The sequence below is a fragment of the Nesterenkonia sedimenti genome, from assembly GCF_012641515.1.
GTDB lineage: Bacteria > Actinomycetota > Actinomycetes > Actinomycetales > Micrococcaceae > Nesterenkonia > Nesterenkonia sedimenti.
Genome location: NZ_JABAHY010000004.1, coordinates 122599 through 146815 on the forward strand (window position 1 = coordinate 122599; position 24217 = coordinate 146815).

General features: G+C 62.1%; 20 protein-coding genes. 11 read left to right on the top strand and 9 right to left on the bottom strand.

The window, feature by feature from the left end; all coding sequences use genetic code 11:
• Window positions 1-2 precede the first annotated feature (2 nt).
• Both HGQ17_RS06165 and HGQ17_RS06170 read right to left on the bottom strand, forming a co-directional pair.
• The gene (locus HGQ17_RS06165; protein ID WP_168887090.1) at window positions 3-2009 is read right to left on the bottom strand and encodes a hydantoinase B/oxoprolinase family protein; all 2007 of its coding nucleotides are present in this window, start codon (window positions 2007-2009) and stop codon (window positions 3-5) included.
• Window positions 2006-4042 (bottom strand): hydantoinase/oxoprolinase family protein, encoded by a 2037-nt coding sequence (locus HGQ17_RS06170; protein ID WP_168887091.1) that lies wholly within the window; start codon window positions 4040-4042, stop codon window positions 2006-2008. Before HGQ17_RS06170 ends, HGQ17_RS06165 begins: the two co-directional genes overlap by 4 nt.
• Window positions 4043-4173: 131 nt before the next feature.
• Between HGQ17_RS06170 and HGQ17_RS06175 the strand changes: the two genes are divergently transcribed.
• Window positions 4174-5376: a helix-turn-helix domain-containing protein gene (locus tag HGQ17_RS06175; RefSeq protein ID WP_168887092.1), complete on the top strand. Its 1203-nt coding sequence runs from the start codon at window positions 4174-4176 to the stop codon at window positions 5374-5376.
• A 9-nt stretch (window positions 5377-5385) separates the two neighbouring features.
• Here the strand turns inward: HGQ17_RS06175 and HGQ17_RS06180 are convergent, their stop codons facing one another.
• Window positions 5386-6933 carry an aminopeptidase P family protein gene (locus HGQ17_RS06180; protein WP_168887093.1) on the bottom strand — a complete coding sequence of 516 codons (1548 nt, stop codon included), beginning with the start codon at window positions 6931-6933 and terminating at the stop codon, window positions 5386-5388.
• Window positions 6934-6956: 23 nt separating this feature from the next.
• Here HGQ17_RS06180 and HGQ17_RS06185 point away from each other — a divergent pair, with 23 nt between their 5' ends.
• The 6 genes from HGQ17_RS06185 to HGQ17_RS06210 all read left to right on the top strand — a co-directional run bounded on the left by HGQ17_RS06185 (window position 6957) and on the right by HGQ17_RS06210 (window position 11438).
• The gene (locus HGQ17_RS06185) at window positions 6957-7811 is read left to right on the top strand and encodes a PHP domain-containing protein (RefSeq protein ID WP_168887094.1); all 855 of its coding nucleotides are present in this window, start codon (window positions 6957-6959) and stop codon (window positions 7809-7811) included.
• Window positions 7808-8446, top strand: coding sequence for a TetR/AcrR family transcriptional regulator (locus HGQ17_RS06190; RefSeq protein ID WP_168887095.1), 639 nt, complete (start codon window positions 7808-7810; stop codon window positions 8444-8446). The genes HGQ17_RS06185 and HGQ17_RS06190 overlap by 4 nt, the downstream gene beginning before the upstream one ends.
• A gap of 88 nt (window positions 8447-8534) precedes the next feature.
• A complete protein-coding gene (locus HGQ17_RS06195) occupies window positions 8535-8768 on the top strand; it encodes a DUF3107 domain-containing protein (RefSeq protein WP_168887096.1) in 234 nt (77 codons plus the stop codon).
• 8 nt (window positions 8769-8776) lie between these two features.
• Complete coding sequence (locus HGQ17_RS06200) at window positions 8777-10315, top strand: DEAD/DEAH box helicase (protein ID WP_168887097.1); 1539 nt, start codon at window positions 8777-8779, stop codon at window positions 10313-10315.
• 12 nt (window positions 10316-10327) lie between these two features.
• Window positions 10328-10846: a GNAT family N-acetyltransferase gene (locus tag HGQ17_RS06205; protein WP_168887098.1), complete on the top strand. Its 519-nt coding sequence runs from the start codon at window positions 10328-10330 to the stop codon at window positions 10844-10846.
• Window positions 10847-10853: 7 nt separating this feature from the next.
• Complete coding sequence (locus HGQ17_RS06210; RefSeq protein WP_168887099.1) at window positions 10854-11438, top strand: arsenate reductase/protein-tyrosine-phosphatase family protein; 585 nt, start codon at window positions 10854-10856, stop codon at window positions 11436-11438.
• A gap of 18 nt (window positions 11439-11456) precedes the next feature.
• Here the strand turns inward: HGQ17_RS06210 and HGQ17_RS06215 are convergent, their stop codons facing one another.
• The 3 genes from HGQ17_RS06215 to groES all read right to left on the bottom strand — a co-directional run bounded on the left by HGQ17_RS06215 (window position 11457) and on the right by groES (window position 14348).
• On the bottom strand, window positions 11457-12260 hold the full coding sequence (locus HGQ17_RS06215; protein WP_168887100.1) for a CPBP family intramembrane glutamic endopeptidase: 804 nt from the start codon (window positions 12258-12260) through the stop codon (window positions 11457-11459).
• Between the two features lie 155 nt (window positions 12261-12415).
• Entirely contained in the window at window positions 12416-14014 is a 1599-nt protein-coding gene (gene groL, locus HGQ17_RS06220) for a chaperonin GroEL (protein ID WP_168887101.1), read from the bottom strand.
• Between the two features lie 37 nt (window positions 14015-14051).
• On the bottom strand, window positions 14052-14348 hold the full coding sequence (gene groES, locus HGQ17_RS15240; protein ID WP_168887102.1) for a co-chaperone GroES: 297 nt from the start codon (window positions 14346-14348) through the stop codon (window positions 14052-14054).
• Between the two features lie 217 nt (window positions 14349-14565).
• On the opposite strand from groES, the gene HGQ17_RS06230 reads away from it, so the two are divergent.
• Window positions 14566-15723 carry a benzoate/H(+) symporter BenE family transporter gene (locus HGQ17_RS06230; RefSeq protein WP_168887103.1) on the top strand — a complete coding sequence of 386 codons (1158 nt, stop codon included), beginning with the start codon at window positions 14566-14568 and terminating at the stop codon, window positions 15721-15723.
• A 3-nt stretch (window positions 15724-15726) separates the two neighbouring features.
• Here the strand turns inward: HGQ17_RS06230 and HGQ17_RS06235 are convergent, their stop codons facing one another.
• Both HGQ17_RS06235 and HGQ17_RS06240 read right to left on the bottom strand, forming a co-directional pair.
• The gene (locus tag HGQ17_RS06235) at window positions 15727-16974 is read right to left on the bottom strand and encodes a YeeE/YedE family protein (protein WP_168887104.1); all 1248 of its coding nucleotides are present in this window, start codon (window positions 16972-16974) and stop codon (window positions 15727-15729) included.
• A 6-nt stretch (window positions 16975-16980) separates the two neighbouring features.
• Entirely contained in the window at window positions 16981-18156 is a 1176-nt protein-coding gene (locus HGQ17_RS06240; RefSeq protein ID WP_168887105.1) for a sulfurtransferase, read from the bottom strand.
• Between the two features lie 189 nt (window positions 18157-18345).
• Here HGQ17_RS06240 and guaB point away from each other — a divergent pair, with 189 nt between their 5' ends.
• Window positions 18346-19866 carry an IMP dehydrogenase gene (gene guaB / locus HGQ17_RS06245; RefSeq protein ID WP_168887106.1) on the top strand — a complete coding sequence of 507 codons (1521 nt, stop codon included), beginning with the start codon at window positions 18346-18348 and terminating at the stop codon, window positions 19864-19866.
• Between the two features lie 14 nt (window positions 19867-19880).
• On the top strand, window positions 19881-21014 hold the full coding sequence (locus HGQ17_RS06250) for a GuaB3 family IMP dehydrogenase-related protein (RefSeq protein ID WP_168887107.1): 1134 nt from the start codon (window positions 19881-19883) through the stop codon (window positions 21012-21014).
• 97 nt (window positions 21015-21111) lie between these two features.
• On the opposite strand, the gene HGQ17_RS06255 is transcribed toward HGQ17_RS06250, so the two are convergent.
• On the bottom strand, window positions 21112-22893 hold the full coding sequence (locus HGQ17_RS06255; RefSeq protein ID WP_168886995.1) for a hypothetical protein: 1782 nt from the start codon (window positions 22891-22893) through the stop codon (window positions 21112-21114).
• 372 nt (window positions 22894-23265) lie between these two features.
• Between HGQ17_RS06255 and HGQ17_RS06260 the strand changes: the two genes are divergently transcribed.
• Complete coding sequence (locus tag HGQ17_RS06260) at window positions 23266-24204, top strand: acetamidase/formamidase family protein (RefSeq protein WP_168887108.1); 939 nt, start codon at window positions 23266-23268, stop codon at window positions 24202-24204.
• Window positions 24205-24217: the final 13 nt, after the last annotated feature.

A 24217-nucleotide genomic window follows, 5' to 3' on the forward strand; every position in this document is an offset into this window, starting at 1 on the left:
GGTCAGGCTGAGTCCGTGTTCAGGGCCCAGTATTGCTGGGAGCGTCGCGCCATATTCTCGCGATTCTGACGGGTCGTCTCTGGCAATAGCTCCCCAGTACCCCACTCAAGGATGACCCCATACCGGCGGATAGCATCCATCTCGTTGAGCTCACCCTGGCGATAGAGTTCGGCGACCTTCTCGGGGTCCTCCTTTAACCAGGCTTCACGGTTGCTACGGACATCCTGTCGCGCTGACTTCGTGGCGGGGTAGTCAATCTCGAACTGGTCGACTTCGGGGTCAATCGCCTTGATGACCACCCCGTAATCGATCGCTGCTCGTTCGACGGAGACGTACTCGTCGATAACGTCCTCTAGCACTTCTTCGGGAGTGCGGTCCAGGGGGTCGCCATAGCCACCACCACCGGCAGAGGGCCGAGTGAACTGGTCTCCTGACTGCACATCCACATTGGAGAACGTCGCGCCGAGGTACCGTTCCTTATCGGTGCCCTTATTGAGCCATACGCCATGTGGGATGGAGGGCAGGCCGCCCTCGATGCCCCAAGTGACGGATCGACCACGGTCACAGCAGTAGCTCATCACTGCATTGGTGGCATCGGTGAGGATTCCGCCTTTCTCAACGCCACAGCCACCTCGGAATCGACCAGGTCCACCGGAATCGACGGTGATCTCATGCCGGGTGGTGATGACCGGGTTTAGCCGCTCCTGACCCTCCACCGGCTGAACAGCCAGGCCCGTGCCGAAAACTGGAGAAGTTGCTGAGGACCCGTCCTTGGATGAGCGGCCGCCCCAGCCGCCAGCCATCCAGTCGTACCACATGAAATACGGCGACTCGGCCACTCGTCCGTCATGACCACCCACCAGCAGGTATTCGAGGTTGAAGGCACATCCCATCGCCCGCTCGGGACGGATTGTGCTCCACAGTTCGAAGATCCCATTCATCAACTTTTCGTAGGGCCCCGAACAGAACCCACTGACAGCAGTGGGCCAGCCCGCGTTGACCACAGTTCCCTCTTCGCCAGCTTCGACTGTCACCGCCCGGTAGAACCCAGAGTTAAGCGGAACATCGGGGAAGAAGGTCTTCGTCCCTGCATAGACAGCGGAGTGGGTTGTGCCAAGCCCTGAGTTGAGGAAGCTGGCTACCGTAGGGGCCGAGCCTCTGAGGTCGTAATGGATTCCCTCTCCGTCCAGTTTCAGCCGGATTTTGATAGGAACGAGGCCTTCCTCTTTGGCCGGGTCCATGTCGATGTAATCGACTGTTTCCCATTCGCCCTGAGGGAGGTCCTTGAGACTGTTGAGAACGCGGCGCTCAACATAGTCCTGGGTCTCCTGCATGGCTTCTAGGACAGTGTCCTTTGAATAGCGTTCTACTAGTCGGAGCACTTCGCGCTCACAGACAGCGGTGGCCTCGGATTGTGCGTGCAAATCGCCGAGAGAAACAGCTGGAGCCCGTGTATTCGATACCAACAGCTCTGCAACATCCTTATTGAAATTCCTCCGATGCCAAACACGCAGTGGGGTGATCCTCAGGCCCTCGCTGAAATGCTCCTTGGCGTGGACGTCAAAGGAACCAGGGACATTGCCGCCGATATCGGCCCAGTGACCCTTGTTCTGGGCGAAGCCGATAATCTCATCCTCAACGAAGATCGGGCGGATGAAGCTCACATCATTGACGTGAGTTCCACCCCGATAGGGGTCGTTGATGGCGAAGACATCGCCGGGATTGATGTCGTCTTCGAAGAACTCCAAGATCGCCTTGCACTGAAAATGCAGGGTGCCCACATGCACAGCGATATCGCCACTGCCCTGCATGACAGTGTTGCCATCCCGGTCGCATAGAGCAGAGGAGAAGTCCCGGGAGTAGATGACGAAGGAGTAGCAGGTCCGGAGGATCTGTTCGCTCATAAGATCAACACTGGTGGCGAAGGCGTTCTTCAATACCTCAAACGTGACGGGGTCTAGTTGTGGGGAGGCAGTCTCAGTGGCCTCGCCTACTGTATTCGCTGTCATGCCTTTCCTTTCGGGAGGTGGATACGGATATTGAGCCATTCGTCGATCTCAGCGGTCGCCTCAGGTGGCACCACAGTGGTTGCATCGAGCTGCTCGATGATGGCTGGTCCTTGAATCGTCATACCGGCACCCAGGGCGTCTCGGTCGTAGACGGCGGTATCAATCCAAGAACCTTCGAAATACACATCGCGGCGGGCAATCACCTCAGGCTTCCCCTCTGCCGGTTCAGCGGGAACGAAAGCGGGCTTGGGGGTCTTGCCAACTGCTTTGAGATGGAGTTGGTAGATCTCTACCGGCTGGCTGTCCTGGCGGAATGCGAACTGACGTTCATGTTCCTCATGGAAAGTGGCAATTGCCTGTTCGAGGTCAGTCGCCGAGTTGATGATGACCTGCAGGGAACGCCACTGTCCGGCATAGCGCATGGAAATAGCGCGTTCCAGCCGCTGGTCAGGTTCATCCACACCTTCCTGTCGCAGCCGTTCGGTGGCATCGCCCTGCATAATTCGGAACTGGCGCTCCAAGTCACTGCGATCGGCTTCGCTTGCGAGTGTGGGATACATCATCGACAGGTCATGCTGGACATCCACCAACAGGCATCCGAGGGCTGAGGTGACACCAGGGTTCGGCGGCACTAAGACGGTCGGTATCCCCAGCTCCTTGGCCACATCGGCACCGTGCAGAGCCCCTGCACCGCCGAAAGCGACTAGGGCGAAATCCCGGGGGTCATAGCCGCGACGGATGGAGACCAGTCGTACGGCATCAGCCATATTGGCATTGGCCACCTGGAGGATCGCCTGGGCTGCTTGTTCACTCGAACCCATCTCCAGAGGCTCACTGATGACCTGTTTGACCGCCTGTTCGGAAAGGTCTCGCTTCAGGGTCATCGCACCACCAGCCAAGGAGGTTCCCAGACGATTCAACAGGAGGTTCGCATCAGTATTTGTCGGCTGATCGCCACCCTGGTTGTAGCAGGCCGGACCGGGCGTCGCACCGGCAGACTGCGGGCCATTACGGAGCGAACCGGCAATATCGATATGGGCCAGAGAACCCCCGCCGGCGCCGATGGTCAGGACTTCGATACTAGGAAAGACAATGGGATGGCCATATTCGACCTCCCAATTCTTGGTAATTCGGACCTCCCCATCGTGGACCAGGGAGATATCCGTGGAGGTACCGCCCATATCGAGGCCGATCGCATTGGGATAGCCGGCCTGAGTCGCCACATGTTGGGCCGCAATAGCCCCTGCTGCAATACCGGAGGCAGCCAGCCGGACGGGGTACTTCTTGACCATAGCCGGTGTCATGGACCCGCCGCCGGAGTGCAGTAAGAGCAGATCACCGCCATATCCGTCCCCTTTGAGCTTCTCGTCGAGCCTCTCGACGTAGCCGGAGACCAGCGGTCCCAACAGCGCGTTGGCGACGGCAGTGTTGAACCGGTCATATTCGAAGATTTCGGGAAGGATCTCCGCGGAGGTCGAAATATCGGCCTCGGGAAGTTCTTCCTGGAGCAGTTCCTTAGCCCGTACCTCGTGAGACGGATTGGCATAGGAGTTCAGGAAGCAGACGGCCACAGTGGTGACCTCACGCCGCTTCAGTTTCTGGCCCAGGCGCCTGACTGCATCCTCATCTAACGGTTGAGTGATATTCCCGGAGAAGTCGATGCGCTCCGGAACCTCGAAGCGATCACGACGACGCAGATAAGGGCCACTGACATCGTTATAGGCATCCCAGAGATCATCCTTGGTGCCGTCACGGATTTCGATGACATCGCGGAACCCCTCTGTGGTGACCATGGCAGCCTTGGGAAACCGTCGTGTGATTAATGCGTTGGTCGCAACAGTGGTTCCATGGGAGAGTAGCTGAACATCCTCCAAGGAGACGGCCGCCCTTTCGATGCCGCTGATTACCGCCTGCATCGGATCCTCGGGAGTCGATGGCACCTTAGTTACGTGCATCGTCTTATCGGAATCATCGAAGACGCAGACATCGGTAAATGTGCCACCGACATCCACGGCTACTCGTAGATCTGGCATTAATCCTCCTCATGTGGGACTGGTGATTCCGATCCTTCTCTTCGCCAAGTTGGCAGGTCAATGGACGAGATGAGAGATCGCCACTAGAATTTTGTGAATATTACAAACGCCCAAGTCAGAGGCGGAGCATTATGGACCTCACGGGAGTATTCACAGCTTCTCGTAACACAGAAGTTACATCTTTGACCGCTGAGCGACGAGCTCAGATCATGGAGTCCCTTTTGGATTCCATGAACCAAGAAGACCCAATGCGCGGTCTGGTGCTTGAGCTGGGAAAATTATGTTCAGGATCCACCGCAATATTCAGCTCGGATGCGGAGATGCTCTCCTGCGCAGGAGCTGCGCCTTTTCACCTGATCCGAGCCTCGCTGGATCAACTCCACGGCAACGGTGAGAACACAACCGAAGTGGGACGATGGTCGGTACGAGGAAGTCGGGTCACGGTAAGGGCGCATACGTATACCGTTGTTCTTGCCGCTATCGATACTGACCTGCAGAACCCGGAGCACGATTTCGCACTCGACGTCGTCCACCGTCTCCTGGGTTCCTTGGATGCAGTGGACAGTTTCGCAGCAATCCAACTCGCTCACCGCTCAGGACTATTGCTGAAAGAACTCGAACTGGGGATCCCCGCATCCCGGGAACCACACTCATGGCGACGGATGAGTGAGTTTGGGTTCACCCCATTCAGTGAAGTCAGGGTCTTGGCAGGATCCCCCTATAACGGAGAACGCCTGACGAAGGCCGACCTCCGGCAATTGGCGAGTGTCAGCGGGCGCCGCCGGGCAGTTTTGGTGCAGGAGGCAGATACCTACGTGCGGGATTATCCGGCCTTCTTCTTATTAACCGCTGCTGATCGGGGGTTCGAGTCCTGGCTGCAGGAGTTGGAGGAGAACTTCCTGTTGGGGGTTTCAGAGGAATTCGTGCAGCTGTCCTCCATGCCGGAGGTCCTACGTGCTACGGAATTGGCCCACAGCATCGCCGTTGCAGAGTATTCAGCTAAGCCATCTGATCCTCGACAAGCGGTGAAGGTCGAATCTCTTCGCCCGCATGAGTGGCTGCTTGCGCGAATCTCATCCACACGCGATCGGCTTCAGCTGAAGGGGTACGCAGCAGAGCTCAGGGCACACCCAGAGATGCTGCACACCGCCATCACGTATCTCGTCAGCAATATGGATATCGCTGCGTCAGCTCGCTGCCTCATGATTCACCCGAACACGATGAGGTACCGGCTCTCCAAAGTGGAGGCGATCATCGGTGACCAGCTCAATAATCCTGAAGTGATTGCCGACCTCTACCTGTCACTCTCGGAGGAGATCAAAGCCTATCGATGAGGCCGCAGATCAGGCCTGAAGTTTTGCGATCCAGGCCTCGACGTCATCGGGTTTGCGCGGCAGGGCCGCCGAAAGATTCTCAGCGCCGTCATCGGTGACCAGGATGTCGTCCTCGATCCGGATACCGATACCCCGGTACTCCTCCGGAACGGCGAGATCCTCATTCTTGAAGTACAGACCCGGCTCAATGGTGAACACCATGCCCGGCTCCAGGACCCCGTCCAGGTAGAGATCCCGCTTGGCCTGAGCGCAGTCATGGACATCCAGCCCCAGGTGATGACTGGTGCCATGAGGCATCCAGCGCCGGTGATGTTGACCCTCAGTGGACAGCGCCTCATCCAGGGATACCGGCAGCAGCCCCCAGTCATCCAGATGTTCGGCCAGCACGGTCACCGCGGTGGTGTGGATATCCCGGAACTTGATACCCGGGCGCACCACATCAAAGGCGGCGTCGGCGGAGGCCAGCACAGCCTCATACACTTTCCGCTGAACAGGGGAGTATGTCCCTGAGACCGGAATCGTACGAGTGATATCCGCGGTGTAGAGGGAATCGGCCTCAACACCGGCGTCCAAGAGCAGCAGCTCCCCGGGTTCGATCCGGTCGTGGTTACGGATCCAGTGCAGAACGGTGGCGTTATTGCCCGAGGCGGCAATCGTGTCATAGCCCAGATCATTGCCCTCCAGGCGTGCCCGGGCGAAGAACGCGCCCTCAACAATACGCTCACCCCGGTTATGACCCACTGCCCGGGGCAGGGCACGTACGACATCTTCAAAACCGGCGATAGTCGCAGCCACCGACTCCCGCAGCTGGTCGACCTCCCAGTCATCCTTGACCAGGCGCAGCTCCGAGCAGAACTCGGTCAGCTTCGCATCCAGGGCATCGGAGGCCTCCAGATCCATGGCCGCATTCACCCGGGCAGTATCCACCAGGGCATCGATATTCTGATCCGACTCCCGCAGCAGCCGAACCTGGGTGCCTCCGGTCTGCGGATCGCCGACATCCTTCGCAACTGCCGGTTCCAGCTCATCGAGGTTCTTCGTCCGAATCCCCAGCCGCTGCCGGAACTCCTCCAGACCCGGACGCTTGCCGATCCAGAACTCGCCATACCGAGCATCGGCGTAGAACTCCTCAGTATCCCGCCCCGCCATCGGTTTGAAGTACAGGGTGACCTCGTGGCCGGAGTCGTCGTCGCCGGTTTCTCCCTCCCCAACAGGTTCGAAGACCAGCACAGCATTGGGCTCGTGATCCACACCCAGTCCGGTTAGGTGTGCAAAGGCCGAATGCGGACGGAACCGGTAGTCAGTGTCATTGGAACGGACCTTCAACGGGCCGGCAGGAACCACCACGCGCTCACCGGGGAACTGTTCAGATACAGCACGACGACGCTGGACAGCGTAGTCAGCCACCGTATCCCGGGGGTGACCGGACTCCTGCGCAGGAGCCCAATGCGAGGCCATGAATTCCTTGAAAGCTTTCGACTGGGGGCGTTGCGACCGGTTGTCCACCCGGTCCTTCAATTCCTGTTCGGACTGCTGCTCACTGTGGTTCTGACTCATAACGGATAGTCTTTCATGTTGAGATGAGCTTCGACCTGCACACCCACTCCACCGCGTCCGACGGCACCGAGCCGCCGGCTCATGTCGTCGCCGAAGCCGCCCGAGCCGGTCTCAGGGGCATCGCGCTGACCGATCACGACTCAACCGCAGGCTGGGCCGAAGCCCTCGCCGCCGCCGAAGAGCACGGCATCGGGCTGATCCCCGGAATGGAGATCACCTCCAAAACTGCCGCGGCCAGCGTGCATATGCTCAGCTACCTCCACGACCCCGAACACCCCGGGCTGCTGGAACTCAACGCCGCCACCCGCGGCGGCCGGGTCGAACGCGCCAAACACATCGCCGAACGACTGGCCGAGGACTTCCCGATCAGCTGGGAACTGGTCCTCGAACAGGTTGAGGACGGAGCCTCCATCGGCCGGCCGCATATCGCCGATGCTCTGGTGGCCGCAGGAGTGGTCCGCGAACGCAGTGAAGCCTTCGACAAATACATCCACCGCAGCTCCAAATACTATGTCGGCCAGGACAGCCCCCACCCCACTGAAGTGGTCCGAAGGGTCCGGGAGGCCGGGGGAGTGCCCGTGATCGCCCACGCTATGGCCGGTAAACGCGGCAACACCCTGGACGTGGACGAACTCGAGGAACTCGTTGAGGCCGGCATGCTGGGCGTGGAGATCTGGCACCGGGACAACACCGAGGAGGGCAAGCAGATCCTGCTGGACCTTGCCCGTCGGCATGACCTCATCATCACCGGATCCTCCGACTACCACGGGGTATCCGGAAAGCCGAACACACTGGGTGAGAACACCACCGATCCCGAGCATGTGGCCCGGTTGCTGGAAGCAGCCAGCGGCACCGATGCGTACAATATCCACCCATGAGCGGCAGTGAGAGCACCCCAGCCCCCAGCAACGGCCGGGCCAAACGCCTGCCGCGGGACCAACGGCGCGCCCAGCTGCTGGACTGCGCGCTGAAAGTCTTTGTCGCTAAGGGCTACCACGCAGCCTCCATGGATGACATCGCCTGGGCAGCCGAGGTCTCCAAACCCGTGCTCTACCAGCATTTCCCGGGTAAGCATGAACTGTTCATCGACCTCCTCGAAACCCATCTGAACCACCTGCAGGACGAACTCACCGCCGCACTGAGCCGAGCTGAGACCAATAAGGAACGGGTCACCGGCACGGTCACCGCCTTCTACGAGTTCATCGCCCGCAAAGACGAGGCATACCGGCTGATCTTCGCCGCCGGGATGGACAATGACCCCGAAGTCGCCACCAGGTTGGACCACTTCCATGACTCCATGGCCGCAGCCGTTGCCGAAGTCATCGCCGATGACACCGGCCAGCCCATGGCAGAGGCCACAATGCTCGGCCACGGACTGATCGGAATGGCCACCTCGGCCGCCAGGCACTGGTCCCGACTCTCGGAACGGCCCGACCTGGACGCCTCCGCTCAGCTGACTTCACGTTTGGCCTGGAGAGGAATCAGCGGCTTCCCTAAAGAAGGCGAGAGCTGAGCACAGTTAGGATAGGGCAGGAAGTAGTTTGCGGCGCCGTGAATGAATCAACGACGACGCCGCCACCACACGCAGACCTAGGAGTGGCATGGAAGTACGCATCGGAGTCCAGAACGTCGCCCGCGAGATCGTCATCGAAACCGACGAGTCGGCCCAGGACGTGGAGAAAGCCGTCGCCGAAGCCGTTGAGAAGTCCAAGCCGCTGCTGAGCCTCACCGACCGCCGCGATAAGCAGGTTGTCGTTCCGGTGAGCGCCATCGGATACGTGGAAATCGGATCCGACACCAAACAGACGGTCGGCTTCGCCGCCGTCGCCGACTGAAAGAACGAATGACAGAGACAGATACTGAAGAAAAGACCCTCACGTTTGCGGACTTCGATGTCCGCAGCGAGATTGTGGAAGCCCTGAGCGAGAAGGGCATCACCACACCTTTCCCCATTCAGGCCGAAACCCTGCCCATCGCCCTGGGCGGCAATGACATCATCGGCCAGGCCAAGACCGGCACCGGTAAAACCCTCGGCTTCGGCATCCCTGCTCTGCAGCGGGTGACCGCCCCGGGGGAGGACGGTTATGACCAGCTGGCCGAACCCGGCGCACCCCAGGCCCTGATTGTGGCCCCCACCCGCGAACTGGCCGTCCAGGTCGCCGGTGACCTCACTACCGCCGGCTCCAAACTGGGCGTGCGGATCGCCACCATCTACGGCGGCCGCGACTACGAACCCCAGATCAAGACCCTCAACGCCGGGGTCGAAATCGTCGTCGGCACCCCCGGGCGACTCATCGACCTGCACCGGCAGAAGCACCTGAACCTCAAGAACGTGAAAATCGTGGTGCTCGATGAGGCCGATGAGATGCTCGACCTCGGGTTCCTGCCCGATGTGGAGAAACTTCTCTCCTATGTCCCCGAAGTGCGGCAGACCATGCTGTTCTCGGCGACTATGCCCGGCCCCGTGGTCTCCATGGCCCGCCGGTTCATGTCCAAGCCCACACATATCAGTGCGGCTGACCCCTTAGATGAGGGTGTGACCAAGAAGGACATCCGCCAGGTGGTCTACCGGGCCCACCAGCTGGATAAGGACGAGATGATCGCCCGCATCCTGCAGGCCGAGGGCCGGGGCCGGACCATCATCTTCACCCGCACCAAGCGGCAGGCCGACAAACTGGCCGATGAGCTGAAATCCCGCGGATTCGCCGCCGGCGCCATCCACGGCGACCTGGGCCAGGGCGCCCGGGAACAGGCCCTGCGCGCCTTCCGCAATGACAAGGTTGATGTCCTGGTCGCCACCGATGTGGCAGCCCGCGGAATTGATGTCACCGATGTCACCCATGTGATCAACTTCGTCTGCCCCGAGGACGAGTCCACCTACCTGCACCGGATCGGCCGTACCGGCCGCGCCGGTCAGAAGGGCACTGCGGTGACCTTCGTGGACTGGGAGGATGTGCCCCGCTGGTCGTTGATCAATAAGGCCATCGGCCTGGATGTGCCCGAGCCGGTGGAGACCTACTCCTCCAGCCCGCATCTGTTCGAGGACCTCGACATCCCCAAGGGAACCAAGGGCCGGCTGCCGCGTCATAAGCGCTCCAAGGCCGGGCTCGAGGGTGAGGAGCTTGAAGACCTCGGCGGACCTGGCTCCCGCAAATCCGAAGGCCGCGGCGACCGCAATGGTGGCCGCTCCGGATCCGGACGCAATGGTTCGGGCCGCAACCGCAGCCGAAACCGGCGGCGCTCCGGAGGCTCCAGTGAGGGCGATAAGCCCGAGAACTCCCAGAACTCAGGAGAGAAGGGCGAGAGCCAGGAGAAGAGCAACTCCCAGCGGCGCCGGCGCCGTCGTCGGAAAAAAGTCACCAAGCCGGACGAGTCCTCCTGAGGCGCCAGCTTCATGAGTACGACGACGGCGGGTGCCCTGCTGATCCGTCAGGCGCACCCTGAGGACTATCAACGCATCGGTGAGCTGACCGTCTCCGCCTACGTGGAGGGCGGGCATATGCAGCCCGATGACTCCTATGTTCAGCACCTCACCGAGGTCGCCGAGCGTGCCCAGCGCGCCCGGCTTCTGGTGGCTGAGGTGGACGATCAGGTGGCCGGATCGGTGACCGTCACCGACCACGACGGGCTCTACGCCGAGGTCTCTTGCCCCGGTGAGATGGAGTTCCGGATGCTCGCCGTAGCCCCTGAATTCCAGGGCCTCGGGATCGCCCGAGCCCTGGTGCGGCATATCGTGGCTGAAGCATCAGCGCGCCCGGAGATCAGCGGGGTGGCACTGTGCAGCCTGCGCAGTATGACAAGCGCCCATGCCCTGTATGAATCCGAGGGGTTCATCCGCCATCCCGACCGCGATTTCGTGCTGAACCTGCCCGGCAAATCCGCCAGTTTCCCGTTCTTCCTCCGAGAGGTGTGATCCCCCAGTGAGCTCGCCGTTCACAATCCTGACCGTCTGCACCGGCAATATCTGCCGCTCCCCAGCCATGGAGCGTCTGCTTGCCCACCTGCTGCGCCATGAGAGTGACGTACAGGTGATCTCCGGGGGGACCTACGCCCACGACGGCGAGGATATGCAGGGCCCGATGAAGAAGCGGGTGGCCGACTACGGCGCTGATGCGGAGAACTTCGTGGCCGAACAGGTCACCGCCGCGATGATCCGCCGCAGCGACCTCATCCTGGCTGCCACCCGGGTGCATGTCGCCGATATGCTCGCTGAGGTTCCCGAGGCCGAGGACCGGATGTTTACCCATCCGGAGTTCGGCCGGCTGCTGGAATCCATCAGTGCCGAGGACCTGCAGGAGGCTGCAGGGGAGAACGCCTCGGTCACCGAGCAGCTGACAGCACTGATCCCGCTGCTGCAGCAGGAGCGCGACCGGGCCGGGCAAGCAACCCGCGACGACGACGTCGTCGATCCCTATATGCTGCCCGACAGCGTCTTCGATGAGTCCTTCCGGCAGATCCGCGAGCCTATCGAGACCCTGGGCGAGCGTCTGGAACTGCGCGGCTGAAACACCGGGGGCCAGAGCTTAGATTCTGTCCAGCCCGAAGGCACCCAGCACCAGCGGGAAGGCCAGGAACGCCACGGCATCGAGCAGGAAATGGGCGATGACCAAGGGCATCACCCTGCCATAGCGGGCGTAGAGCCAGCCGAAGATAATCCCCATCAGGAAGTTACCCACTGCCGGGCCGAAGCCCTGGTACAGGTGGTAGAGCCCGCGCAGCACCGATGAGGCGATGATGATCAGCCAGATTGAGGCATGTGGCCAGATCCGCCGGGCACGGTCGAAGAGATAGGCCACCATGATGACCTCCTCCAACAGGGAGTGCCGCAGGGCCGCCAGCAGCAGTACGGGGGAGGTCCACCAATACTCGGTGACATCTGCCGGCACAATCTGAGCGGTCACCCCCAGGCTGCGGCCGATGAAGTAGACCCCCATGGTGCCCAGCCCAATCAGGGCGAAGAGACCGGCACCAATCAGCCAATCCCGACCCGGCCGCCGGAAATCCAGACCCCAGCGGCGGAAGGGGTTTCCTCCGTGCAGGAAGACCAGATAGATCACCAGGGCCACCGGGGCCAGCGCAAACAGAGAGTTCAGCACCTGATAGGTGAAGTCGAAGAACTCAGCCCGGGACTGGGAGGTCTGTACCGTGGCGGTCTGATCGGCCAGCGGGGCCTCAGTGAGCCGTTCGGCCAGCTGCAGGACCGCGTAGATTGCGCTGCGGCCTAAGGATAGGGCCAGCACAATGACCATCTCCCAGCCGTAGAACCTGCGGGAGGGCTGCTGGGGCTTCAGTTCCGGCGTCGTCGTGCTCACCTGCCTATTCTGCATGACCTTGTTCAGTTTGCAGGGGCTAATTCGCTGCTGCGGAGTGAATAGGCTCCTGCAAACCCCATGGGTTGCAGGTTATCCGGGGCTGGATACAGCTGTGGCCCCGGTCCAGTGCAGGAGCCGGGGCCACAGTCAGTCAGAGGAGACTAAATTGCTCAGTCGTCGTCCTCGTTGTCCTTCTTCTCGACCACCAGGGTCTCAGTGGTCAGGACCAGGGCAGCGATGGAGGCCGCGTTCTGCAGGGCAGAGCGGGTCACCTTCACCGGGTCGATCACACCGTCGTTGATGAGATCGCCGTAGCTGCCGGTCTTGGCGTTGAAGCCGTGGTTGGGCTCCAGCTCAGCGACCTTGGATGCGACCACGAAGCCGTCCTCGCCGGCGTTGGAGGCGATCCAACGCAGCGGCTGGACCAGGGCGCGCTTGACGATGCCCACAGCGGCAGCTGCGTCACCGGAGAGCGCCTTGACCTCGGAGTCCTCGTCCAGCACGGAGAGGGCGTTGATCAGCGCGGTGCCACCACCGGCCACAATGCCCTCCTCCAGGGCTGCACGAGTGGAGGAGACAGCGTCCTCAATGCGGTGCTTACGCTCCTTGAGCTCCACCTCGGTGGCAGCGCCGACCTTGATGACACCGATGCCGCCGGCCAGCTTGGCCAGTCGCTCCTGCAGCTTCTCGCGGTCCCACTCGGAGTCGGATGCATCAGCCTGGGACTTGATCAGTGCAGCCCGGGCTTCAACATCCTCCTTGGAGCCGGCACCGTCGACGATAGTGGTCTCGTCCTTGGTGACGGTCACGCGGCGGGCGGTGCCCAGCTGATCCAGGTCAACCTGGTCCAGCTTCAGGCCGAGGTCCTGGGTGATGACCTGGCCACCGGTGAGGATCGCGATGTCCTCCAGCATGGCCTTGCGGCGGTCACCGAAGCCGGGAGCCTTCACAGCCACCACGTTCAGGGTGCCGCGCAGCTTGTTCACCACCAGAGTGGACAGGGCCTCGCCCTCAACGTCCTCAGCGATGATGAACAGGGGCTTCTTGGCCTGCAGAACCTTCTCCAGCACCGGGAGGAACTCCTGCATATTGGAGATCTTGCCCTGGTGGATCAGGATCAGCGGGTCCTCCAGCACAGCCTCCTGACGCTCAGCGTCAGTGACGAAGTGCGGGGAGAGGTAACCCTTGTCGAACTGCATACCCTCGGTGATATCCAGCTCGGTGGAGGTGGTGGAACCCTCTTCGATGGTGATGACACCCTCGGTGCCCACAGCGTCGAATGCGCGGGCCAGCAGCTCGCCGACCTCGTCATTCTGAGCCGAGATGGCGCCGACGTAGGCGACCTCTTTCTGGTCGCTGATCTCGCGGGCGTTCTCACGCAGCCGACGGGTCACCGCATCGACGGCGACCTCAATACCGCGCTTGATCTCGCTGGGGGCAGCACCTGCGGCCACATTGCGCAGACCCTCTTTGACCAGGGCCTGAGCCAGCACGGTGGCAGTGGTGGTGCCGTCACCGGCGACATCGTTGGTCTTGGTGGCGACCTCTTTGGCCAGCTGGGCGCCGAGGTTCTCGTAGGGATCCTCGATCTCGACCTCGCGGGCGATGGTCACACCGTCGTTGGTGATGGTCGGTGCGCCCCAGGACTTGTCCAGGACCACATTGCGGCCCTTGGGGCCCAGGGTGACCTTCACGGTGTCGGCGAGCTTATTGATGCCGTCCTCAAGCGCCTTGCGGGCGGCATCGTCATACAGCAGCTCTTTTGCCATAGTTGTTACTCCTTAGGAAAGTCGAGCGTGTGAGTGTTTACTTCTCGACCTTGGCGAGGACGTCGCGGGCGTTGAGCACCAGGTACTCCTCGCCACCGACCTTGACCTCAGTGCCGCCGAACTTGGAGTAGATGACGACGTCGCCCTCTGCCACGTCGACAGGCAGGCGGTCGCCGGAGTCGGAGACCTTGCCGGGGCCTACAGCCACGACCTCGCCCTCCTGGGGCTTCTCCTTGGCGGTGTCCGGGATGACCAGGCCAGAAGCGGTGGTCTGCTCGGCCTCCAGGGGGCGGACAACAATACGATCCTCGAGGGGCTTGATGGAGACTGACACGTCAGTTCTCTCCTTTGCTTTGGAGTCGAAAAACTTCTCTTGACTGTTGCGCGCCTTTGCCGGAGTGACCGTCGTCGCGGGTGCCGGTCCGCCCCGTTTAAGGCTTGGCACTCGTTGACGGCGAGTGCTAATAGAAATCATATGACCCGCTTAGCACTCAGGCAAGCAGAGTGCTAAGCGGGTCATAGTGTGACTGGCAGCGGTAGGCTCATTGGACATGGAAAGAGGAAGAGTATTCGCCACGGGGCTGACGATTTCCCTAGTCGGCTTCTGCGGCACTTCCTCAGTTGTACTGGCTGGGCTGCAGAGCGCTGGTGCAACCCCGGGCCAGGCGGCCTCCGGATTGGCCGCGCTGTGCCTGGTCCACGGACTGGCCATGTGGTGGATGGCCCAGCGGACCCGGATGCCGGTGGCCCTGGCCTGGTCGCTGCCCGGTGTGGCCCTGCTGGCCGCCGGAAGTGTCCCCGATGGCGGATGGCCGGCAGCAGTGGGGGCCTTCCTGGTCACCGGGGTGCTGATCATTCTCACAGGCCTCTGGCCCACACTGGGCAGGCTGGTCAGTTCGATTCCAGCACCGATCGCTCAGGCGATGCTGGCCGGAGTGCTGGTTCCGCTGTGCCTGGCGCCGGTGAGCGGTGTCATCGAAGAGCCGCTACTGGTAGTCCCAATCCTTGTGATCTGGCTTCTACTGATGCGCCTGGCCCCGCGCTGGGCAGCCCCGGCAGCGTTCTTAGTCGGCATCGTGCTGTTAATTGTCCTCGTGCTGCGCAGTGGGGAACAGGCCGGACCACTGTTGCCGACCCTGGAGCCGGTGATGCCTGCCTTCAGCTGGAGTGCGCTGATCGGAATCACCGTGCCGCTGTATATCGTCACCATGGCCTCACAGAACGTACCCGGGGTCGCGATTCTCTCCTCCTATGGATACACCGCCCCCTGGCGGCACACGATGTCGGTGACCGGGCTGGGCACAGTGATCGCAGCGCCATTCGGCGGTCATGCCATCAATTTTGCGGCAGTGACCCAGGCGATGGGTGCCTCCGCCGATGCGCATTCGGATCCTGGGCAACGGTGGCGGGCAGTGCGTGCCGCAGGGTTGGTCCAGGTTGGTCTGGCCGCATCAGCGACTGCCCTGACAACTCTGGTTGCGGTGGCCCCGGCGGTGCTGGCCGCGGTGGCAGGACTGGCGCTGCTGCCCTCGCTGGCCTCATCGCTGAGTGCGAGTATGAAGGCCAGCGAACCAGGACTCCGCGAGGCAGCAGTGGTGACCTTCGTCGTTGCCGTCAGCGGCGTGACAGTCTTCGACATCGGAGCCGCCTTCTGGGCCCTGTTAGCTGGTCTGGCCGTCTACGCAGCCCTCCGCATCGGCCGCCGCTGAGGCTCAATATACTTCTGGGGCGGCTTTGCGGTGCAGGCCGAGTTTGAAGCCCAGCCCGGCTGATGCCAACACGGCGGCACCGAAGACCCATCCTGACAGCGCCATGGCATGGGTGCCCGAGAGCAGCACACCAATCGTGCAGCCCAGCCCGATCATCGCGCCCCAGCCCAGCAGGAGACCGCCCAGCAGGGCGGTGGAGGAGTTCAGTGCCGTGGTCTTCTCAACCTTGACCCGCCGACCGCAGAGGGCGGCGATGAATGAGGCCAGAACAATCCCGAGGATCAGCCACCCATTGGTGGTGATGGTCTCCACCACCACCGCCACACAGCCGGCCAGACGCTCGTCCAGACCGGGCATAAAGGAATCCAGCCAGCCCAGTTCGGTCATCCCGGTACGGCTCAGCGAGGAGATCTGCTGGGTCACACCCAAAGGCGCATCCTTGTAATAGGCAAGGATTGCCAGCAGACCCACACCGGTGCCGGTCATCAGAGTGGGCCAGCGGGTGAAGAACACCTGCCGGCGAATCTCGGTGGGAGTGACAGCCCGAGCCCCACGGCCCTCCATCGGTGGGTTCCACTTCATCAACCAGACACCGATGCCGATCAGAACACCCAACTGCAGCAGCACGGCCAGGGTGTAGCCATTGCCGGCGGGCAGCCAGGGCACCGGAGCCCCGAGGATGAAGCTGGAGTACATGAAGTCCCAGGACAAAAAGCCCAGCCCGAAGCCGATGACCACCCCTGCCAGGGCAGGAATGGAGCGCAGATGGCCCTGGGGGAGTCGGTAGAGGTGGCCGGCGATGCAGCCACCGGAGATCACCATGCCCAGTCCGAAGGCCAGTCCAGCGATCACCAGGGCGATCGAGACCGGGGCGATATGCGCGTCGGTGGGAGTGTTATCCGCAGAGGGGGTGGGCAGGCGGGTGGAGAAGATCATCGCGTAGCCGATCATGCCCACCACGATCGAGATCAGAACGGCGTAGACGCCCCGGGAGTTCTTGAACTCGAACATATCCCGGAAGATGCAGAAGAAGCAGTACCGTCCGCGTTCGAACAGGATGCCCAGCCCCGCGCCGACCAGCAGCATCAGGGCAGCATTGGAGCCGCCCAGACCCTCACCGTCGGTGGCTGCCAGGTACCACGCCAGTCCCAGCAGCAACACGGCGACACCGCCCGCAATTGCTGTGCGGACGGTGTCGCCTCGAGTCCAGCCGAGGTCCTCCTCAGCTTCGACCTGTGTTGATGTTGTCATCAGGGGTTACTGCTGGCCCCAGAGTCCGGCGCGCTCTCCGGAGTTGTTGGCCACCGGAACGCCGACGCTGTTGCCCCATTCGGACCAGGAGCCGTCGTAGACCTTGACCTCTTCGCCCAGGATCTGGCTCAGCGCGTACCAGGTGTGGGAAGCGCGCTCGCCGATCCGGCAGTAGGCGATGATCGGCTTGTCGAAGTCGACACCAGCCTCTTCATAGATGGCGCGGATCTCTTCCTCGGGCAGGAACTCACCGGTCTCCTCGTCGACGATCTCAGTCCAGGTGACGTTGACCGAACCGGGGATGTGACCCCAGATGGAGGCACCTTCACCCTCGAAGATCTCAGGATCGACGCCGACCTCACCGTTGTGCTCCTCAGCGGAGCGGATATCGACCAGGTTGAACTCGCCGACATTCTCGCCATCGGCTGCTGCGTTCTCCTCTGCGATCTCCAGGACCTCCGGCTGGAAGGCGCGGATATCGTGGTTCTGCGGCTTCGCCTCGAAGTCGCCCTCGGGCACGGAGGGCACCTCTTCGACCAGCTCACGCTCGTCGTAGGCCTCCCATTTGTGCAGGCCGCCGTCGAGCAGCTTGACGTCTTCGACGCCGTAGAGGTTGAACACCCATGCGGCGTAGGCGGCGAACCAGTTGTTGTTATCGCCGTAGAGCACCACAGTGGTGTCATCGTTGATGCCCAGGGACTGGGCCAGTTCGGTGAACTCATCGGCGTCGATGAACTCGCGGGTATTGGGCTGGGTGAACTCGCTGGACCACTCCACGTACTGGGCCTGCGGAATATGCGCCTCAGCGTAAGGGGTCAGTTCGGAGGTGGGCAGATCCTCGGAGACATCCAGCAGGACGATGCCCTGCTCGTAGAGATCGCCCTCATCCAGACGCTCGGCCAGCCAGTCGGTGGTGACCAGAGGCTCATCGGTGTGGACGTCCTCATAGCCGCGGTTCTCACCGGGGATGTCCACCTCGTTGATGGTGGTGGCCGATTCTCCGCCGGCCTCGCCGGAGCTTGCTGCGGTGGTGGTTCCCTCATCCCCACCAGTTGAATTGGCGACCACAAAGCCGCCAGTTCCGGCCAGGGCAGCAGTGGCAATCACAGCGATCGCGAGTTTGCCGCCTGAGCTCTTCTGCGGGGTGCTGGAACCCTCAGCAGTCTTCTCTTCAGTGCTCATGGTGTGCCTTTCAACAAAGTGGTGCAGTGCACAACCCACTATGCGCGAATCCTTACAGCGTCTGCAGAGCAGGGTTCACATAAGGTCACATTGCCTGATGAGGTGGTTGGTGGATCACTGGAATTAGTTGGCAAGTAGACTTGTTGATGCTTGTCTGAGGAACCACCTGCGAGTGCGAGAGGCGCCACTTTGAGCCACACCCATGCCGAGGGCCACGACCCCTTTGCCTTGGTCGGATTGACCTACGACGACGTCCTGCTGCTGCCGGGGGAGACCGATGTCATTCCCTCCGACGCTGATACCTCCACCCGGCTGACCAAGAACATCCGGCTCAACGTCCCTGTGGTCTCTGCGGCCATGGATACGGTCACCGAGGCTCCGATGGCCATCGGGATGGCCCGCCTGGGCGGAATCGGGATCATCCACCGCAACCTCTCCATCGAGGAGCAGGCTAAGCAGGTGGATCAGGTCAAGCGCAGCGAATCCGGGATGATCACCGATCCGGTGACCATCCGCCCCGATGCCACCATCGCCGAACTGGACGAAATCTGCGGCCACTACCGGATCTCCGGTCTGCCGGTGGTCGATGAGAGTGGCAAGCTCCTGGGCATCATCACCAACCGGGATATCCGGTTCATCCCCGATGCGGAGTATGCGACCACCAAGGTCGCCGACAAGATGACCCCGCAGCCGCTGATCACCGCCAAGGACGGTATCCGCAATGCTGAGGTGCTCAAGATCTTCTCCGAGCACCGGGTGGAGAAGCTCCCGCTGGTCGACGACGACGGCCGGCTCACCGGGCTGATCACTATCAAAGACTTCGATAAGGCCGATAAATACCCCCAGGCCACCAAGGACGATGAGGGCCGGCTTCGGGTCGGTGCCGCCGTCGGGTTCTTCGGAGACGGCTTTGAGCGGGCCATGCGCCTGATCGAGGCCGGGGTCGATGTCCTGGTGGTCGACACCGCCAATGGGCACACCCGCGGTGTTCTGGAGATGATCGCCAAACTCAAGGCAGATCCGGCAGCAGCCGGTGTGGACGTCATCGGCGGCCAGGCGGCCACCAAACAGGGTGCCAAGGCACTTGTGGAGGCCGGGGCAGATGCCATCAAGGTCGGCGTCGGACCTGGTTCCATCTGCACCACCCGAGTGGTGGCAGGTGTGGGCGTGCCCCAGGTGACTGCCATCTATGAATCCGCCAAGGCTGCGGTCCCGGCCGATGTTCCGGTGATCGCCGATGGTGGACTGCAGCATCCCGGGGATATCGGCAAGGCCCTGGTGGCCGGTGCCAGCTCCGTGATGCTCGGCTCCCTACTGGCCGGTGCCGCCGAATCTCCCGGTGACCTGGTCTTCTTCAACGGCAAACAGTTCAAGGTCTACCGCGGTATGGGCTCGCTGGGTGCTATGCAGACCCGCGGGAAGAACACCTCCTACTCCAAGGACCGCTACTTCCAGGCCGATGTGCCCGATGACGAGAAGCTCATCCCCGAGGGCATTGAGGGCCAGGTTCCCTACCGCGGACCGCTCTCTGCGGTGCTGCACCAGCTCACCGGTGGCCTGCGCCAGACCATGTTCTACGTCGGCGCGCACACCATCGATGAGCTGAAGGCCAAGGGCCAATTCGTCCGCATCACCTCCGCGGGACTGAAGGAATCCCACCCGCATGATGTGATGATGACCGTTGAAGCCCCCAACTACCGGGGCAAGTAGGGAGTATCCGCACAGTGAATGAAACCCAGATCGGCCTGGCCAAATCCGGACGGCGGGCCTGGGCGCTCGACGACGTCAACATCACGCCTTCGCGCCGCACCCGCTCGCCGCAGGATGTCTCCCTGGACTGGCAGATTGATGCCTATACCTTCTCGATGCCGGTGATTGGCGCGCCGATGGATTCGGTGATGAGCCCTGCCACTGCCATCGCCCTGGGCAAGCTGGGCGGGCTCGGGGTGCTGAACCTCGAGGGTCTGTGGACCCGGTATGAGAACCCTGAGCCGGTTCTGGAGGAGATCGCTCACCTGGAGGCCCAGGAGATCTCCCCGGCCAATACCCGTCGGCTGCAGGAGCTCTATGCCGAGCCGATCAAGGCTGAGCTGATCACTCAGCGCCTGGCCGAGATCCGGCAGGCTGGGGTGGTGGTCTCCGGTTCGCTGACCCCGCAGAACACCCAGGAGTTCTACCGCACCGTGGTCGATGCCGGGGTGGATATGTTCGTCATCCGCGGCACCACCGTCTCCGCTGAGCATGTCTCCGAGACGCAGAACCCGCTGAACCTCAAAGAGTTCATCTATGAGCTCGATGTGCCGGTGATCGTCGGAGGTGCCGCCGGTTATACCCCCGCACTTCACCTGATGCGCACCGGTGCAGCGGGTGTGCTGGTCGGTTTCGGCGGCGGCAGCGCGACGACGACCCACCGAGCTCTGGGCATCCGGGTGCCGATGGCCACTGCGATCAGTGACATCGCTGCAGCCCGCCGCGATTACCTCGATGAGTCCGGTGGCCGGTATGTGCATGTGATCGCCGATGGCGGCCTCGGCACCAGCGGCGACATTGTGAAGGCACTGGCCATGGGCGCAGATGCCGTCATGCTGGGGGCGACCCTTGCCCGGGCCGAGGAAGCCCCCGGCCAGGGCTGGCACTGGGGCCTGGAGGCTGTACACCCGAACTTCCCGCGTGGTCACCGCACCCGGGTGGGCACGGTTGCCTCCCTGGAAGAGGTTCTGCTGGGGCCGGGGCACCACACCGACGGCTCCTCCAACCTCATGGGCGGACTGCGCCATGCGATGGCTGCCTGCGGCTATGTGGACCTGAAGTCCTTCCAGCGGGTCGATGCCACAGTGGCTCCCTCAGCCAAGCACTGACACTGAGGACCGTAACCAACTCAACGTAGGAGAAGGGCGGGAACTCGGGCCTTTCGGCCTGGAGTTCCCGCCCTTCTCGTATCTGCTGTTGCGTCCCTCAGGCGGTCTTGGACCGCTCGCTGGGAGTCTCAGTCGGCTCCTCAGTGGGTTCCTCTGTAGGTCCAGGCTCCTCTGTGGGGGTTGGCTCCTCCGTCGGTGTGGGGTCCGCGTCCTCTTCGAATGCGCCCTCGAAGTCCAGCACGTAGTCATGGCTGAAGAACTTCATATGTTCGGCAATGAGGTCCTGGGCTTCCTCACCGGTCTCATAGAGATCCACAGTTCCCACATCCTGGATCACCCGGATCGTGGTGCCGTCCTCGAGGTTGGGCACCAGCGGCAGTGACTCATAGGAGCCTGTCCAGTCGTCCAGCTCAAGAGGGTTGACCGAGGCCACGGGCGCATCCTCGGTGTCTCCGGTCCAGCCGTAGATGGCGACCTCCTCATCGCCGTCCACCGGCTGGAAGATCGCAGCCATGGGCTCACGGGCGTTGGAGTAGATATCGGCCAGATCGTAGCCGTCGAGGGCACCGGAGTCGAGGTGCTCGACCCCCTCCTCGAAGAGGATCAGGGAGTCCACCAGCTCCACATTTTCGGGTCGGTAGATGTACCCGTTGCGGATGACGTCCTCGTTCTCGGGCACGGTGTCCACCGGCACGAAGTCCCAGGTGTCCTCACCTTCGACGGCGTTGAGGGCATCCACCAGCTGCTGGTGGGCGTAGTCGCGGTCTTCGCCGAAGTGGATGGAGTTTTCCATCTCCTGCAGGGCGACGACGTCGGAGTCCATCTCGATGATGGTGTTGACGATGCGGGACTGCTGAACGGCGAAGTGCTCTTCGGTATAGGCCCCACGTGGGGTGCAGTTATTTGCGGTGGTGGGGTTGCCGTGGCGGTCCTCGTGGTAGCCGCAGTCCTCGAACTGCTCACCCACATGGGGGAAGTAGTTGAGCACATTGAACCCGGCCAGTCGGATATCGCCGGCGCGTTCGGGCAGAACGGCGTCCTCGCGGGTGTTCTCGATGTTCACCGGTTCGGCATCTGGGTTGCCGGGCAGGAAGCTGGTGGGCTCGAACCGCCAGCCATCGTAGCGGTATTCCAGGATGACGTTGTCGTCGAAGTCCAGGCCCGCACCGACGCGGACAGGCTGGTCCTCGCGGAGGTAGGGCAGGGGCATATGCCGGTCGAAGGCCCAACTGTTCCACCGGTTGCGTCCACCGTGGCCGAGGGTGATGAACTGTTCGGCATTCTCGGCGGCCAGATCTTCGGCCTCCGGGCCGGGGGCGTGGACTGCGGTGGGGGTCCACAGTGGTTCTGATCCGTCGACGACTCCGAGGACCCCGCCGACGTTATCGGCCACGGTCCAGTCTCCCTCGGGTGCGATCAGCATCCCGATGAAGGCCTCGCGCTCTGCGGGGCTGATGAATCCCTCGTAGGTATAGGGGAGGGGCTCGGCGGCCTCATGATCCTCGAGGACGTCGATGACGGCCCCGTTGAGGATCTGCAGCTGGGCTGATTCTTCGGCTCCAGTCTCATTCCAGGTGCCGACTGTTCCGGTGATCTCCACGTAGTCGCCGGTTTCGACCCCTTCGCCGTCCCAGCTGGTGCCCTGGTGGACGAAGATTGCGCAGGAGATCTCGTGATCGGTGTAGTCCTCCTCGCCGCAGGCGGCCTCCTCCTGGATGTAGAAGCCGTCATGGGCGCGGGAGTCGTTCTCGGCGTCGTCGTATTTTGCGGTGACGAAACCGGAGACGGTGACATCCTCACCTTCCAACGGGCTCTGGAAGGATTCAGTCCAGTTCTCCCCGCGGACCTCGGAGATGCTGACCTCTTCGCCATCAGTCAAGAGTCAGCGTCCTCAGTCAGTCATGCAAGTGATCCGCCCCGCGCGCAGGCCCAAAAAACTTAGGACTCCCTCTCGCGGCGGGGATGTGGGGAAGCCATCCCGAGCGCTGCTGGATCGGCGTCTGTGCCTGGCGCGAACCTTTATAAGGTAATCAGGGCTGTGTGAACATCAGATGACGCGGGGTTGAAGATTACTCAGAAAGACCGACGACGACGCCGGCTTACTCCACAACTCCTACTGGAACGTTTCAGTGGTGGGCGTCCTCTGAGCGCTGATGGGCTCTACCTGGGGTTATTCGGTAACAACGGATGTAACACCCTGGGTGGTTTAATGCTCAGAGACCCGTAGAACTCCCGACCCTGAGGATGACTGATGGCCAGCTTCGAAGTTCCCGCCGAATACAACTACCTCTGGACCACCCGCCATAAGCCCACTTTGGAGATCGGCAGCGGGGACACCATCAGCTTTGACCAGGTCCCGGAGGCCGCGGGCGGCCAATTCGATGATTACCGGGCGGGGGATCCCATTCCGGAGCTGGACTTCGAGAGGCTCTACCCCATGCTGGGCCCCATCATGGTCGAAGGGGCCGAGCCCGGTGATGTGCTGGAACTGGAGCTGCTGGAGTATGAATCCCATGGCTGGGGCTGGACCGCGACCCTGCCCGGAATGGGACTTCTGGCTGAGGAGTTCGCCGATCCCCACCTGCATATCTGGGACTTCAAGGGCAGCTCCGCTGCGGACTTCAAAGGTGTGGCTTCAGTGCCGGTGCGTCCCTTCCTCGGGGTCCTGGCCAGCACTCCCGACACCGATGAGCCCCAGGGTGTGATCCCGCCGGGGCATTTCGGCGGCAATATCGACTGCCGGGACCTCATCGCCGGAACCAAAGTCTTCCTTCCGGTCCAGACCCCGGGTGCTCGGCTGATGCTCTCTGATCCACATGCGGCCCAGGGTGATGGTGAAGTCTGTGTCTCTGCCATTGAGGCTCCGCTGGGCGGGCGGATGAAGGTGACCCTGCATAAGGGTTGGTCTATCCCTGCCCCGCAGTTCCAGACCCCCGGTCCGCTGCGTAGCGGGATCGAGGATAAGGGTTACTACGCCACCATGGGTGTGGGGCCTGATTTGATGGGCGCGGCGAAAGATGCCGTGCGCTACATGATCGACCATATGAGCAGGCGCTACGGTCTGGATCCCCTGGATGCCTATGTTCTCTCCAGTGTGGCAGTGGATCTGAAGATCAGTGAGGTCGTCGACGCCCCCAACTGGGTGGTCAGCGCCTATCTGCCCCTGTCGATTATGAACGAGGAGCGTTGAGGATCAGCTGAGC

Coding starts and splice junctions, on each gene's coding strand:
- HGQ17_RS06260 (WP_168887108.1), top strand. CDS start 23,266: ATGGCCAGCTTCGAAGTTCCCGCCGAATACAACTACCTCTGGACCACC.
- HGQ17_RS06165 (WP_168887090.1), bottom strand. CDS start 2,009: ATGACAGCGAATACAGTAGGCGAGGCCACTGAGACTGCCTCCCCACAA.
- HGQ17_RS06170 (WP_168887091.1), bottom strand. CDS start 4,042: ATGCCAGATCTACGAGTAGCCGTGGATGTCGGTGGCACATTTACCGAT.
- HGQ17_RS06190 (WP_168887095.1), top strand. CDS start 7,808: ATGAGCGGCAGTGAGAGCACCCCAGCCCCCAGCAACGGCCGGGCCAAA.
- HGQ17_RS06180 (WP_168887093.1), bottom strand. CDS start 6,933: ATGAGTCAGAACCACAGTGAGCAGCAGTCCGAACAGGAATTGAAGGAC.
- HGQ17_RS06240 (WP_168887105.1), bottom strand. CDS start 18,156: ATGAGCACTGAAGAGAAGACTGCTGAGGGTTCCAGCACCCCGCAGAAG.
- HGQ17_RS06205 (WP_168887098.1), top strand. CDS start 10,328: ATGAGTACGACGACGGCGGGTGCCCTGCTGATCCGTCAGGCGCACCCT.
- HGQ17_RS06215 (WP_168887100.1), bottom strand. CDS start 12,260: ATGCAGAATAGGCAGGTGAGCACGACGACGCCGGAACTGAAGCCCCAG.
- HGQ17_RS06230 (WP_168887103.1), top strand. CDS start 14,566: ATGGAAAGAGGAAGAGTATTCGCCACGGGGCTGACGATTTCCCTAGTC.
- HGQ17_RS06235 (WP_168887104.1), bottom strand. CDS start 16,974: ATGACAACATCAACACAGGTCGAAGCTGAGGAGGACCTCGGCTGGACT.
- HGQ17_RS06175 (WP_168887092.1), top strand. CDS start 4,174: ATGGACCTCACGGGAGTATTCACAGCTTCTCGTAACACAGAAGTTACA.
- HGQ17_RS06200 (WP_168887097.1), top strand. CDS start 8,777: ATGACAGAGACAGATACTGAAGAAAAGACCCTCACGTTTGCGGACTTC.
- groL (WP_168887101.1), bottom strand. CDS start 14,014: ATGGCAAAAGAGCTGCTGTATGACGATGCCGCCCGCAAGGCGCTTGAG.
- HGQ17_RS06185 (WP_168887094.1), top strand. CDS start 6,957: ATGAGCTTCGACCTGCACACCCACTCCACCGCGTCCGACGGCACCGAG.
- HGQ17_RS06195 (WP_168887096.1), top strand. CDS start 8,535: ATGGAAGTACGCATCGGAGTCCAGAACGTCGCCCGCGAGATCGTCATC.